This is a genomic window from Niallia sp. FSL R7-0648 (genome assembly GCF_038007005.1).
Classification (GTDB): domain Bacteria; phylum Bacillota; class Bacilli; order Bacillales; family Cytobacillaceae; genus Niallia; species Niallia circulans.
Genome location: NZ_JBBOWE010000002.1, coordinates 826996 through 841555, shown reverse-complemented (window position 1 = coordinate 841555; position 14560 = coordinate 826996). Strand labels below are relative to the sequence as shown.

The window sequence follows — 14560 nt, the reverse complement described above, 5'->3', positions numbered from 1 at the left end:
AGCAATAGAATAACAATCAATCAACGGCTCCCTTCTGCTAACTAGCTACTTCTTTCCAACAAACTCTTTTTCTAATAAAATATCTTTTCCATATAACTGAATCTTTAACGCATTCCCAGACAGAAGCTCTAATTTCACTTCCTCTGAAGTCGTCGTGACTCGAATTAATCGATTTCGATAATTGATTGTAAAGGTGTAGCTATTCCATCCTTTAGGAACAAACGGTGCAAAGGAAAGAATTCCTGTTGCTGTGCGCATTCCAGCAAAACCGTGGACAATAGCCAGCCAGCTTCCTGACATACTAGTTATATGCAATCCATCTTCTGTATCGTTATTATAATTATCAAGATCTAATCTTGCCGTGCGCTGATACATCTCATATGCCTTTTCCTCCAGCCCGATTTCTGCTGCTAAAATAGAATGAACACAAGGGGAAAGACTTGATTCATGTACAGTCATTGGCTCATAAAAATCAAAGTTGCGCTTTTTCTCTTCTAAGCTAAATTCATGATTTAAGAAATACATCCCTTGTAAAACATCGGCCTGCTTAATAAAACAAGAACGCAAAATTTTATCCCAAGACCAATTTTGATTAAGTGGTCTCTCTTCTTTTAAGAGGGTATCTACAGTCTGTAAATCCTTATCAAGGAATGTATCGTGCTGAACAAAGATTCCCAATTCTTCATCTACTGGGAAATACATCTTGTCAATGATTTCTTGCCATTTTGCTAATTCACTTTTGCCAATATTTAAATCTGTTTTTCTTTTTGAAGTTGTTTTATCAAGTAATTCTAAAGTATATCTTAATGTCCACGTCGCAATCTTATTCGTATACCAATTGTTATTTACGTTATTCTCATATTCATTTGGTCCTGTTACTCCATGTATCATGTATTGATCATTTTTTTTCGAATAATGTACGCGATCTGCCCAAAAGCGGCTGATTCCGACTAATACATCTAATCCTTCATTTAATGCATAGGTTTCGTCACCTGTGTACGTTGTGTAGTTAAAAATAGCATGGGCAATGGCACCGTTACGATGAATTTCTTCAAAGGTAATCTCCCATTCATTATGGCACTCTACCCCAGTGAAAGTTACCATTGGGTATAATGCACCTTTCAGTCCCTGCTGTTTGGCATTATGCTCCGCACCTGGCAGCTGTTGGCGGCGATAACGTAATAGCTGCTCTGTTACTTTAGGCTCTGCGACAGCCAAATACATTGGTACGATATATGCTTCTGTATCCCAGTAGGTTGCTCCCCCATATTTTTCTCCTGTAAAACCTTTTGGCCCTACATTGAGACGCGCATCGTCCCCATAGTACGTAGAGAATAATTGAAAAATATTGAATCGGATTCCTTGCTGCGCTTCTTCATCCCCATCAATTTGAACATCCGCCTTTTCCCAGCGGGCTGCCCAGGCAGCAATATGTTCTTCTTTTAAGGAATCATATCCTTTTTCTCTCGCTTGTTTTGCTAACAGATCAGAAACAGCCCCTAATCTTTCTTCTTCCCAATCACGAGAGGTCGAAACCGCTACATACTTCTGGAGGTGGAGTGTATCCCCTTGTTTAAGCTTATTGTTATATGCATTGGCAACATACATCGGCTTTTCATTGTAAGAAGTCACTTCTAAGTGATTTATGGTATTTGACATCGAAGCAGATACTGCAAATCTTGGTGTTCCAAAAGGATTATCAACCGTTTTCATTATTAGATTGGCAGCATTAGCTTCTACTTTTCTGCCAGTCTCTTCCCAGAATTTCTCTTCATAGTTGGAATCTTCATTAGTCACATCACCATCTAAATATGGAACTAATTCAATCTTATGCGCTCCTGTTAGCGCTGTTACCTTTATATCTATTGCACAAACTTCTTTTGCAACAATACTTAAAAAGCGCTCAAACTTAAACTGGATTTGACTTTCTCCTTTGTGGAGGATGAAGCTTCTTCTTAAAATGCCTTCCTTCATATCTAGCTCTAGGTGAAAATCAGTAATGTTTTCCTTATACAAATCTACTTTGGTACCGTCTACATAAATATCTACACCAATGAAGTTCAGCGCATTGATCACTTTACCAAAATATTGAGGATAGCCATTTTTCCACCAGCCAACTCTTGTTTTATCAGGAAACCATACGCCTGCAATATACGTACCTTGATGAAAATCCCCAGAGTAGCCTTCTTCAAAGTTTCCCCGCATCCCCATATAACCATTTCCAATGGAGGTTAGGCTTTCCTGCAGTCGCTTTTCTTTTTTTTCCAACTTATTTGCTATTAGCTTCCAGCTGTTTATTTCGAAAAGACGCTTATTTGTCATAATCTTCTCTCCCTATGCTTTATCTGAGTCTACCTTTAATCTTTTTTCTTTAAAACCTGTTCTAAAAAATGCAAATGCAATCATTAATACCGTTCCAAGTCCTTGTATCATGATGAAGGTTGCAACATCAAATTGAATAAATCCATAGATTACAGCTAATATGGTTGGCAGTCCTGCTGCATTAAGGACGATGGTTGCTGCCTCTTTAAAGGTTCTTATATCGGTAATATTGGATTTCTTTGTCAGCCATAATACGAATGACATAAATAGAAATTGCACTACATTCATCGCTGTATAAACACCAGCCAGTAATAGTAACAGGATTGGCAGAAGGAAGGCTTTGTTCTGCACATACCATAATGTTCCGATATATTGCAGGACATCTTCCTTGTTTTCTATTTTGAAAGGATATTTCTCCTCATTCATTGGGTAGTACAATTGAAACCCAAACCCATTTTCTTCGGCAACTACAGCATAGTCCTCTTTAAAAACAATGGCGTTTGCATATCCTTTTATACCAATTGTCTGGTCTTCTCCAGTCAGCTGATATTTATTATCTTTATCAATCGCAATCACATTTCCGCCTGTCTCTTCTGTATATTGACTGTCTATTCCCACTAACTTGCCGTTCTTAACTTGTTTAGAAGACAATGAATCGGCAAAGTCATCTGTGATTAATTCAGCTGTTTTTGGAAACAAAAACTCAAATGGGAAGTTTGTTAGTTTTGCCATTTGAATAGAGGTTGGCATCATCATGCAGGCAATTAAGAAAATAAAAAGGAAAATCATTTTCGGCCATGTTAATAGATTCTTACCCTTAAATACATTTGTCGGTGTAATAATAGACTTAAAATATTGCATCAAAAATGGTTCCGACTTCTTCATTGTAATCCCACTCTCTTACTTAAAATTCTTCGTTGTTTTCTTTCTATCCTAAAGACGCCCGCCCCACTAATAGCAGACGTCTCTATCATTTCTTCTCTTGGTCATTGATTAGCCTTTTGATCCACCGCTAGTTAAACCAGATACAAAGTTCTTTTGCAGGAAGAAGAATAAGACAACAATTGGTAATGCTGCGAGAACCGCCCCTGCCGCAAATAGCGCTACCTTTTGTTCACGCGGGTTGGAAATTAATGTTTGTAACCCAACCGCCAATGTTAATAATTCGTTGGAGCGTAATAAAAACTTAGATAATAAGAAATCATTAAATGGTGTCATAAATGCCCATAAAGCTTGAACAGCAAGCATTGGGCGCACCAGTGGTAAATTAATTTGTACAAAGATTCTTAAATGACCTGCTCCATCAATTCTTGCACTTTCGTCAAATTCACGCGGAATGGTATCAAAATACCCTTTCATTAACCATACGTTCATCGGAATACCACCACCGATATAGATTAATGATAGCAGCCAATAAGAATCAATTGCTCCAAGTACTGTCGCTAGTACGTAATAAGCCGTTAATGCTGCCATTGTCGGAACCATTTGAATAACGAGGAAGAAAATTAAGCTATATTTTCTTCCAACAAAGCGATAGCGGCTGAATACATATCCAGAAAGAGTTACCAATGTTACTTGCACAACCATTACTGCAACCGCAATAATAATCGTATTTTTATACCAGCTTAAATAATTCGTTTCGCTAAAAAGTCTTTGGAAATTATCAAGTCCCCAGTTTGCATTCAATTTCAAAGTAAATGCCGCCATATTAGTAGCTTGAAAGGCACTTGATGCCGTTACTAATAATGGGTAAATGATTACTATTGATAGGATTCCAAGAAAACCGTACGTTAATATTCTATTGATAAGTCGCGATGCTTTCATGCTCATCCTACATCATCTCCTCATTGCCAAAAGCATTTGTTTTCTTAAATGTTATGAGTGATACTGCAATTACAATTGCGGAAATAATCAATGTTACCGCTGCTGCAACTGCATATTGCGGTGCTTGCCCTGTTGTTAATTTATAAATCCACGAAATGAGGATATCTGTCGATCCTGCATTCCATCCAATACTTCCTGGACCACCTTCATTAAACAAGTAGATGATAGAGAAGTTGTTAAAGTTAAATGTATACTGTGTGATCATAACTGGCGCTGTTGCAAAAAGGATCATCGGTAGTGTGATATTGCGGAATTGCTGCAAAGCAGTTGCTCCATCAAGGTTGGCTGCTTCATATAAATCATCTGAAATAGATTGCAATACTCCTGTTACCATTACAAAAATATATGGGAATCCAAGCCAGCCTTGGATCATAATAAGTGCTGTTTTTGTCCAAGCCGCATCTGTCTTCCAAGAAATTGCCGGTATGTCAATGAACGGAAGATGATTAATCAATGGGATTACTTGTGCGTTAATAGCACCGATACTGTCATTAAACATATTAGAGAATCCCATGATAGAAATAAATGCTGGTACAGCCCATGGCAATAAGAAAAGAATTCGGAAAAATGCTTTCCCTTTTACATGCTTCTGATGTAGCACAACAGCAGCAACGACACCAAGAACGATTTGTAACGTAGTTGCCCCAAATGTCCAAATTAATGTCCAAACAAGGATTTTCATAAATGTTGCGCGATAAGAACTTAAGAAAAAGATGTTGGTAAAGTTCTCAAAACCAATCCAATCAATCAGCTTAAATGGCGGTATATGTTGAAAATCATAGTTTGTAAAAGCGATAAATAATGTCACTAATACCGGAAAAATAATGATAAAAGCCATTAAAATATAAGACGGGAATGTAAAGATATAAGGGAATCCTTGCTCCCAAAGATTTTTCAATATATCTACCGTCTTCGTATTGATTTTTTCTCCTCTATCTCTTAATGCTCCTATCTTACGAGCATCAAAAATATTTAATATATAGAAGAAGAGAAAGATAACAGTTAAAATTAACTGTAATGTTCCTTTAATCATTAGGAATAACGAGTGATCATCACGAGGTATACTTCCTAATGTTATTAAGCCTTCTAAAGCCTGAAATCCAGTTAATGCCATCTCTATTGCAAAAACTAAGAAGAGAGCAAAAAATACTATTCCTTTAAATGCTTGTTTATTATAAAACTGACCTAACCCAGGAATAATGGATAACAGGGATGCTTTCTTTTTATGATTTCTTTCATTTTGACTCATTGTGGGCTATCCCCTTTCTATAAAATTGCATATTGTTGCATAATGGTAATTTATTGATTTACCAAAAAAAATCATCACTCGCCCAACTTTTTTTGATAAACCAACTTGTTTTGTAAGTGTTTTCAATGCAAACGATTGCGTTATGGAAAGACGAAATTTCTAATTATCAGCTATGACAATTAGAAATTTCAGCTAAAAGGGAGTGGAATCTCTCCCTTTTTTTAAGCTTCCTTATTTATATTTTTGATCAATCGATTCTTTAATATTTTTCACTGTATCTTCTGCAGATTGTTCAGGTGTTTTTGCACCAGAAACTGCATCAAACATTAGATATTGTCCGCCATCCCATACTTCAGCCATTTGTTGAATATTAGGCATTGGAGAAGCGTTTTCAAAGTTTGCAATAACTGCTTGAGCTAATTCATTATCTGCTGGTACCGCTTTGCGTGCAATTGTATTTGCAGGAATTTCGTTTGTAGCTTCAAAGAATTTTGTTGAATTGTCAGCATTACCAACATACTCTAACCATTTAGCAGCTAATTCCGGATCTTTTGCATAAGAAGATGCTACCCAAGCTTTTCCTCCACCAAATGCTGCGAATTTTTCACCGTTTGGCAATGTAGGGATTGCACCAACTCCATAATTAACGCCAGCATCTTTAAAAGTAGCTGCCATCCATGGACCATCAATAATTACAGCTGTTTTACCAGTAGTAAACATTTCTGTGATAAAGTCACCGGAACCGGTTACGTCCTGCATACCTTTAGGCCATTGATCATACCAAGTCTTTGCATATTTAATGGCATCAATTGTACCTTGGTTGTTTAAACCAATATCAGTTGGATCTGTTCCTTCACTTCCAAATGCATATCCACCATATCCAGCAACTAATCCATAACTAAAATAGAAGTCCGTCCATTTTGCTAAGAATGCTGTGTTCTTGCCAGACTCAGCTTCAAACGCATACTTGCTGTCTTTAGTTAAAGCTTCTAACTCTGAGAAATCTTTTGGCATTTCTTTAATTAAATCTTTATTATAGAATCCTACTAAAGTTTCGATAACCAATGGTGTACCATATTGTTTTCCATCAAAAGTTACTAGTTTTTCTTCCGTTTCTGTAATTCCTTCAGGCTGTGCTGTTACTTCAGCTAAATGCCCCTGACTTCCCATTGAACCAACACGGTCATATGGTGCGATAAATACATCTGGACCAGTTCCAGCAGGACCATCTAGTGCTAATGCATCAGCTTGATCTGTCATTGCCATTACGACAACTTTTACTTCGGCATTATTTTCAGATTCAAAATCGCCTTTGATACTATCAATATATTTTTTATACCCATCTCCATCTACTGACACTGTTAATGTTTGTTTTCCGTCAGAAGATCCACCTTTTGAACTTTCTTTCGTATCATTGCCGCCACAAGCGGTTAAAGAGAATGCAGTAAGTAACGCTACTCCTGACATTAATAGTTTTTTATAACTCTTCATGAAATTTTCCCTCCTTATTTATCTCACATTCTTATTGTAGATTTGAAACCGTTTTAATGCAATCGCTTTCTCTGTGTTACCGATAACAGAATGTAACATAAAAACATAACAAGGAATAGATTACACTATTATTGGGTAATGCCCGTAAAAGTATGTATATTTCTATGGACCAATAGAATTTGATTAACTTTGTCCGATCCTTTTTTATTAGCTTAGAGAACCTCTCCATGTACAAATAACGGAACGCAAACTAAAAAAGAGTCGAAGTTATCCCTCCTAACGGATACTGTTTCGACTCTTACTTTATTAAAATTTTATCCTCTTACTCTTTTCAAAGAAACTTTCCCCATATTAAGCTTAGAGAAAACAATTGTCAGAATAAACGGGATAACAATTGCGAGCACCATTGCAATTAAAAATGTAGGCATATGTTCTGCTTTGATAGATAAAAATCCTGGCAATCCTCCTACCCCAATAGAATGAGCCATAACACCTGATCCAACTGAGATAACTGCTGCCACCATCGATCCAATCATGGCCGCTAAGAATGGGAAGCCATATTTTAAATTAATACCAAACATGGCTGGCTCTGTAACGCCTAAGTAACAGGAGATTGCCGCTGGAACGGATACTTGTTTTTCTTGTTCGTCTTTACGATTTAAATAAATCATTGCTAATACTGCTGATCCTTGGGCAATGTTGGATAAAGCAATCATCGGCCATAGATTTGTTCCATCAAATACACTCATTAATTGTAAATCGATTGCATTTGTCATATGGTGTAATCCTGTAATAACAAGTGGTGCATAAGCAAAGCCAAATATGGCCGCAAATAACCATCCTACCGAAGAAGTTAGTCCAGAATAGACGACATCAGAAATGGCAGAACCAATCGTCCATCCAATTGGTCCTAATACGGTATGGGCAATTAATACAGTTGGTACTAAGGCAAAGAATGGCACAAAAATCATCGAAATCGCATTTGGAATAATTTTTCGCAAACGCAGCTCTAGGAATGAAAGCAATAGACCTGCTAAAATAGCGGGAATTACTTGGGCTTGGTACCCAATCATGTCTACTTTTGCAAACCCAAAATCCCAAAACGGAATTTCTTCTGCTCCAGCTACTGCATAAGCATTTAATAATTGCGGCGACACGAGTGTGATCCCTAATACAATTCCAAGAATGGGAGTAGCACCCATCTTTCTTGCAACTGCCCAGGTAATTCCGACAGGCAAGAAGTGAAATATCGCTTCTCCAATTAACCATAAAAAGCTATTTGTACCAGCCCAGAACTGTGATACTTCTACTAATGTTTTGGTTCCGTCCTCCACTAATTTAATTTCGCCAATAACATTACGAAAACCTAGAATTAATCCTCCGACAACAATCGCTGGAATGAGTGGAGTAAAGATATCTGCTAAATGGGCAATCATTCTTTGCAGAAAATTCATGTTTTGTTTTGCAGCCTGTTTCGCTTCATCTTTAGAAGTATCACTTACTCCCGCAATAGCGATAAACTCATTGTAAAAAGATGAAACTTCATTGCCAATGATAACTTGGAATTGTCCTGCTTGAGTAAACGTTCCTTTTACTAGCTTGATTTTTTCAATGCTGTCAATATCAGCCATAGATGGATCATTTAAAACAAAGCGCATTCTTGTCGCACAGTGCGTCACTACAGATATGTTTCCGCTTCCACCAACGTGCTCAAGAAGTTCTTTTGCCTGTTCTGTGTACTTCCCCATCGTTCTTCCCCCTTTTGACTATACTCTCCTGTATTTATTAAATCGATTATAATTCCTATTGCACAATCAATACATGTATATACAAGTATTGATTACGTTTTCATTATAGTTGTATATACAGGTAGTGTCAATACAATTAAAATAAAATATTTGAGATTAGGGAGAAAGGAGTTATTTGTTCACGTATCCTAACAAAAAAACAGACCCCTACAATTTATTCATTTCAATTGGTGTACATTCCAGAAGATATGAATAAATGTGGGACCTGAACTGCCAAGACCTATATAAATACAGCTAGACAAGTAGCACTCATCATCATGCTAAAATATAAATAATCAAATAATGTGATAGACGTTTTTTGAAAATATGTTCTATCCCTTTCTCCTGTAAATCCTCTTACTTCCATTGCCATCGCCATCTGCTCAGAGCGGCGAATTGCCTGTGTTAACAAGGGAACTGCATAACGGAAGAATGCCTTAAAGGTGCCGCTATGTTTATAACCTCGAATTCGATGTGCTTCCTTTAATTGTGCAAGATCTGATTGGAACATCGGTATGCAGCGAAAACCAGCCATCATTCCATATGCCCATTTCGGAGATAATTTCCATTGATGGATAAGACTCATCATTAATTCGTATAAATTCGTGGTGGTTGTAAAAAGCAATCCGATTGTCACAAATGCTAGCATCCGCATGGCAATAAGCAAACCACTATTGATACTTTCTTCGGTTACTTGAAACCAAGCCCACTTCCAGACGACTGTTTCTCCTTTTCCAAACGCCGCTAACATCCAAAACGTAAGCATAAAAAAAATAGAATATGGGAGAAGCACTTTAACAAGAAATTTCCCCTTCCATCCTCCCAATGTTAAACCAAGTATTAACACATACAGCCAAATTGCTGCAGTCGAAAATACGCTTTGAATCGTCATTAAAATAACCATTAATATAATATGGGTCATTAATTTCATCGCTGGATTAAGATGTGATAGATAAGACTCGTTGCTTTTGATTGTCTTCACCCTCCTTTAAATCAGCGATTAATTGATAATGAATAGGAGGGATAATAGCTAGCCTTTTACAAAGCTCTTGATTCGAAAAAAGTAGATACGGCTGACCAGCAAAAGCCAGCTTCTTTTGTTGTAAGACAACGACTTTGTCTGCAAATTGATCCACTATATCCATATCATGTGTAACCATAATAATGGAAGTTCCCTCTTTCTTTCTTTTTTCAAGAACCTGTAATAAATCATGCGACGATTTTGCATCTTGCCCAAAGGTAGGTTCATCTAATAGAAGAATATCTTGATCTAATAACAGCATCGTAGCTACACTTAATCTTCTTTTCTGCCCAAAGCTAAGGGTGAAAGGATGTTGATTTTGATAAGGCTTTAATCCAAATTCCTGCAAAAGCTCTGTCGTTCTTTTATGAATAGCCGCTTTATCCCATTGATATTGAAGACCGGAGAATGATATTTCATCAAAAACCGTTTGAGTAATAAATTGCAGCTCAGGGTTCTGGAATACAAACCCTAAGTGCTGATACAGCTCTCTGTCTTTCCACTTTTTCAAATCCTTCCCATGAAAGCGGATGTCTCCTTTTTGGCTCTTTTTAAGATGAGCAAGCAGCTTTAAAAAGGTGCTTTTTCCCGCACCATTATTGCCAATAACAGCAATCCATTCTCCTTTATTTACGGTTAACTCAATGTTTTCTAAAATGTTCTCTTTAAAGTAAGCTGCTGTTAAATTGTTCACTTCCAGAATAGGGTCGGGTTTTATTTCCAGAGCCGCTGTCCTTTTTCTTTCATATGCCTTAATTAATTCTAGTCTTCTCGAATGATTTTCATTTTGGATTATATCCTCCCACTTATGTGGAAAAACTTGTGGAAGCCATATACCTGCCTCTTGCATCTCCGCTTTATATTGTTTAACTACCATAGCTGGGGTGCCGTCAGCAATTATTTGCCCTTTTTTATTGAAAAGAATGACACGATCCATCCATTCGATACAGCCATCTAACACATGCTCTACCATTATCAGTGTTTGCCCAGTTCCAGCTGCAGTATCTTTCATTACTTCAAAGACTTCTTTTCTACCTGCCGGATCTAGCTGTGCTGTTGGTTCATCTAAAAAAAGCACCTCTGGCTCCAATGCTAAAAGGCAGGCAAGTGCTAGACGCTGTTTCATTCCCCCTGAAAGATTTGCAATAGGAGTATGTGGCTCTATTGTTAGTCCTACCTTTTCAAGAAGTTCAAAAATAATAGCATCCATTTCTTCCCTGGGTACCTTTCTATTTTCGAGACTAAAGGCAATTTCTTCATCAACATGCTGCATGCAAAACTGGGTATCAGGATTTTGGAAAAGAACCCCTGTGCTTTTTCTCCTAATCACTTCTCCCGATACATATGCTTCAATATGTTCTGGAATAATGCCCGCTAAAACAGATAGAATAGTAGATTTCCCACTGCCGCTTGGACCTAGGATTAATACTTTTTCTCCTTGATTAATATGTAGTGTCACTTCTTGGAGGACAGGTTCCTTATCCTCCAAGAAGCGCACAGACAGATGGTTACATCCTAACAATGAACTCATCATTACTCTCCTTTTTTCGATTCACTTTAGAAATCGCATAGCCCTTTAAGACTCCTGTTTTTCCCAGCCCCTCTACAATTGCCTTTGCTAATAGTCCACCCAAAATAAGACCACTTATTACTTGAATAACAAAGGTTAATATAAGTGTTGTCGTCGTATAATAGGAAAAACCATTTGCTAGAAGGCTATAAAGCATGCTTCCACAAGCAGCCAACCCTCCAGATAACATTAAGACAGAAACATGATATTTTTTATAACGGAATATCGCAAATGCTATTTCTGCCCCGACTCCTTGGAATACGCCGATCAAAAGGGCTGATAAACCAAAGTGACTGCCAATCAAGAGCTCGACCGAAGCTGCTACTACCTCTGCTATTAAAGCAGCTCCTGGCTTCTGCAGAATAAAAGCAACTATCGGGCTGGCTATCACCCATATGCCAAACATAAAGTTAGCACCAACAGGGCCGACAAGCGCTGAGATAGGGAGCCATAAAGTGGACCAGCCCATATAGAGAACACCGCATGCCACGGCAATCACTACTAGTAAGACAACCTCTTTAACTTTCCAGTTCATATAGACACCTCAAACGTCTTTACTGGCCACTCCTCCACATGGTATGCCATATCCCAAAACTTATATTCTAGCTGACAGCTTAATAAAAAGTATTCCATTAACTTTTCCTTCTGTTCTTCATTAAGTGTTTCAGCAAGTTCATCTAATCGCTGACAAAGCGGAGTAGTAACTGTCATAGGGCCATCCCCATAAAAATGGATCCAGTCATAAAAAGGATGGCTACTATCTGGGTTTACCTCTTCTAAAAGTTTTTTCCCGATTTCTACATACGTCCATGGGCAAGGTAAAAGCACCGCGATAATATCAGCAATTCCACCTTGATGTGCAACTGTTAGCATATGGCGAATATAATGGTGAGCAGAGGGAGCTACTGGGAATCCTTGTAGGTCTTCGTATTTAACACCTGCTACCTCGCAAAAATTATTATGAGGATGTATCTCACTATGAAGCACAAAGGAAATTTGGTTATTAAATAGCTCCATGTCTTTTCTGTTCGTGCTTTTTGAAATCGCCAATCCATAAATTTTCATAAAAGCATTTAAATATTCAAAGTCTTGTTTCACATAATGTATAAGCTGCTCTTTCTTTAAATCCCCTTTACCAATTCCTTGCACAAATGGATGTTCCATAATCGCCTGAAAGATTGGTTCAGCCTGTGCACGTAATTTTTGTGAAAAACTCATTTCCATTTCCTCCTTCTTTTGTTCCTGATAATTTTTGCTGAAAAGGAAAATATGGAGTAACTTTGCTATACAAAAAAGCCACTCCAAAAATGGAGTGGCTTTATAATGAATAAATAAAACACTAATATTCAATGGGCCGACTCCACTTTCCTACGCTAGTATGAACTAGATCAGGTTCAAAGGGTCCAAATAATCTTGTCTCAGCCAAAAAGGCTCCCCTAGTGGATTTTCCTATTCAGTTACTTACTACATTACCGAATAAATATAATTTTTGTCAATCATTATTCACCGATACTTTTTGATTATTCTGTTTATCCTTCGTTTCAAAAGGGAAAATTTTATAATATAAGCGAAATGTAATCGATGATTTTTTAGAAACTTTCACAAAATAGACATATTTATGTGATGTTTTTCACAAAGTTTAAGTGTATAATCACTATATAAACAGTAATAACATTTTACAAAAGAAAGAACTCTAAGATATTATGGAGAAAAGTAACAACACAGTAAATGATTAACGAATTTGTTCTCCATTTAGCAATAAATAGCTTTAAAACTATTAATCTATTTAGAAAAAGGGAGTTGCAAAAAAAATGAAACAGCAAAATATTAACCGCGTCGTTTTAATTGGTACAGGTGCTGTAGGATGCAGCTATGCTTATTCATTAATTAATCAAGGCATTACAGAAGAACTCGTTTTGATTGATGTCAACAAAGAAAGAGCTGAAGGGGAAGCAATGGATTTAAATCATGGTATCCCATTTGCCCCAGCACCAACGAAAGTCTGGGCTGGCGACTATTCAGACTGTGGAGAAGCTGATTTAATTGTCATTACTGCCGGTCTACCTCAAAAACCAGGAGAAACTCGTTTAGACTTAGTTGCCAAAAATACAGCTATTTTCAAAAGTATTGTGAAAGAAATTACTGCTAGCGGTTTTGATGGAATTTATTTAATTGCGACAAACCCTGTTGATATTCTGACTTATGTGGTTTGGAAAGAGTCTGGTCTTCCGAAGGAACGCGTAATCGGTTCTGGAACCACATTAGATTCTGCTCGTTTCCGCTATATGCTAGGTGAGTATTTCGACGTTGATACAAGAAACATCCATGCTGCTATTATCGGTGAGCATGGAGATACGGAACTGCCTGTATGGAGCAGTACAACGATTGGATTAGAAAGCATTGAAACAAAGCTTGCTAAAAATGATAAATACTCTCAAAAAGACTTAGATGAGCTTTTCATTAACGTTCGCGATGCAGCTTATCATATTATTGAACGAAAAGGTGCCACTTATTATGGAATCGGCATGTCACTTGTCCGCATTACAAAAGCTATTCTTGGCAATGAGAACTCTATTTTACCAGTATCTGCATACCTAGATGGGGAATATGGTCATAAAGACATCTATATTGGTGTACCTGCCATTATTAACCGCCAAGGAATCCGTGAAGTACTGGAGCTAGAATTAAATAAAAAAGAAACAGAACAATTTAATCATTCTGTCGAAGTTTTACAACAAACAATGAGATCAGCTCTAAATTAATAAGTGATAAAAGCCTATTGCTGCTGTCGTAATAGGCTTTTTGCTGCATTTTATAAATTCAGCTAGTTTAGCAATATCTTCTATTAGTCTACAACTATTAAATCTGTTCATCGATAAAATTCAGCGGTTCATATCCATATTCTCTTAAATTAAGCGATCCGTTTTGCTGAAATACAATTCCCTCTGCTTCTAGCAATCTTCTTTGAAGCTGGCCATGTTCACCGCTTAATCCAATACAGCCTTTACTATTAAGCACTCTATGCCAAGGAAGTTGGTATTTTTCTGATAAGGTATGAAGAACTCTAACAACTTGTCTTGCTGCCCGAGGGCTTCCAGCCACAGCAGCTATTTGTCCATAGGTCATTACTTTTCCTTCTGGAATATCTGTAATAATCTCCACTGCTTTTTTTGTAAAAGGGTTCATCATCTAACCTCCTATATTTACTACTATTCTAACAAAATTCTTTTCCACTT

General features: G+C 37.2%; 12 protein-coding genes and 1 riboswitch. Of the genes, 1 reads left to right on the top strand and 11 read right to left on the bottom strand.

Going from position 1 to position 14560, the window contains the following annotated elements:
* Positions 1-45 precede the first annotated feature (45 nt).
* The 10 genes from NSQ89_RS24135 to tenA form a co-directional block, all read right to left on the bottom strand.
* Positions 46-2322: a glycoside hydrolase family 65 protein gene (locus tag NSQ89_RS24135; protein WP_336044700.1), complete on the bottom strand. Its 2277-nt coding sequence runs from the start codon at positions 2320-2322 to the stop codon at positions 46-48.
* Between the two features lie 12 nt (positions 2323-2334).
* Positions 2335-3207: a DUF1189 family protein gene (locus NSQ89_RS24130; protein WP_061796958.1), complete on the bottom strand. Its 873-nt coding sequence runs from the start codon at positions 3205-3207 to the stop codon at positions 2335-2337.
* A gap of 108 nt (positions 3208-3315) precedes the next feature.
* Positions 3316-4152: a sugar ABC transporter permease gene (locus NSQ89_RS24125; RefSeq protein WP_061796960.1), complete on the bottom strand. Its 837-nt coding sequence runs from the start codon at positions 4150-4152 to the stop codon at positions 3316-3318.
* Between the two features lies 1 nt (position 4153).
* Positions 4154-5455, bottom strand: coding sequence for a sugar ABC transporter permease (locus NSQ89_RS24120; protein ID WP_061796962.1), 1302 nt, complete (start codon positions 5453-5455; stop codon positions 4154-4156).
* Between the two features lie 231 nt (positions 5456-5686).
* Entirely contained in the window at positions 5687-6946 is a 1260-nt protein-coding gene (locus NSQ89_RS24115) for an extracellular solute-binding protein (RefSeq protein WP_341133392.1), read from the bottom strand.
* Between the two features lie 314 nt (positions 6947-7260).
* On the bottom strand, positions 7261-8694 hold the full coding sequence (treP, locus tag NSQ89_RS24110; RefSeq protein WP_341133391.1) for a PTS system trehalose-specific EIIBC component: 1434 nt from the start codon (positions 8692-8694) through the stop codon (positions 7261-7263).
* A gap of 280 nt (positions 8695-8974) precedes the next feature.
* Complete coding sequence (locus NSQ89_RS24105) at positions 8975-9706, bottom strand: energy-coupling factor transporter transmembrane component T family protein (RefSeq protein ID WP_341133442.1); 732 nt, start codon at positions 9704-9706, stop codon at positions 8975-8977.
* Positions 9672-11285 (bottom strand): ABC transporter ATP-binding protein, encoded by a 1614-nt coding sequence (locus NSQ89_RS24100; protein ID WP_341133390.1) that lies wholly within the window; start codon positions 11283-11285, stop codon positions 9672-9674. The genes NSQ89_RS24105 and NSQ89_RS24100 overlap by 35 nt, the downstream gene beginning before the upstream one ends.
* Entirely contained in the window at positions 11263-11859 is a 597-nt protein-coding gene (locus tag NSQ89_RS24095) for an ECF transporter S component (protein ID WP_047940868.1), read from the bottom strand. Before NSQ89_RS24095 ends, NSQ89_RS24100 begins: the two co-directional genes overlap by 23 nt.
* Positions 11856-12542: a thiaminase II gene (gene tenA, locus NSQ89_RS24090; RefSeq protein WP_047941041.1), complete on the bottom strand. Its 687-nt coding sequence runs from the start codon at positions 12540-12542 to the stop codon at positions 11856-11858. Before tenA ends, NSQ89_RS24095 begins: the two co-directional genes overlap by 4 nt.
* A 130-nt stretch (positions 12543-12672) precedes the next feature.
* A riboswitch (TPP riboswitch) is annotated at positions 12673-12772 on the bottom strand.
* Positions 12773-13135: 363 nt separating this feature from the next.
* Between tenA and NSQ89_RS24085 the strand changes: the two genes are divergently transcribed.
* Positions 13136-14086 carry an L-lactate dehydrogenase gene (locus NSQ89_RS24085; RefSeq protein ID WP_047940869.1) on the top strand — a complete coding sequence of 317 codons (951 nt, stop codon included), beginning with the start codon at positions 13136-13138 and terminating at the stop codon, positions 14084-14086.
* A gap of 97 nt (positions 14087-14183) precedes the next feature.
* Here NSQ89_RS24085 and NSQ89_RS24080 read toward each other — a convergent pair whose 3' ends face one another.
* Positions 14184-14510, bottom strand: coding sequence for an MGMT family protein (locus NSQ89_RS24080; RefSeq protein WP_047940870.1), 327 nt, complete (start codon positions 14508-14510; stop codon positions 14184-14186).
* Positions 14511-14560: the final 50 nt, after the last annotated feature.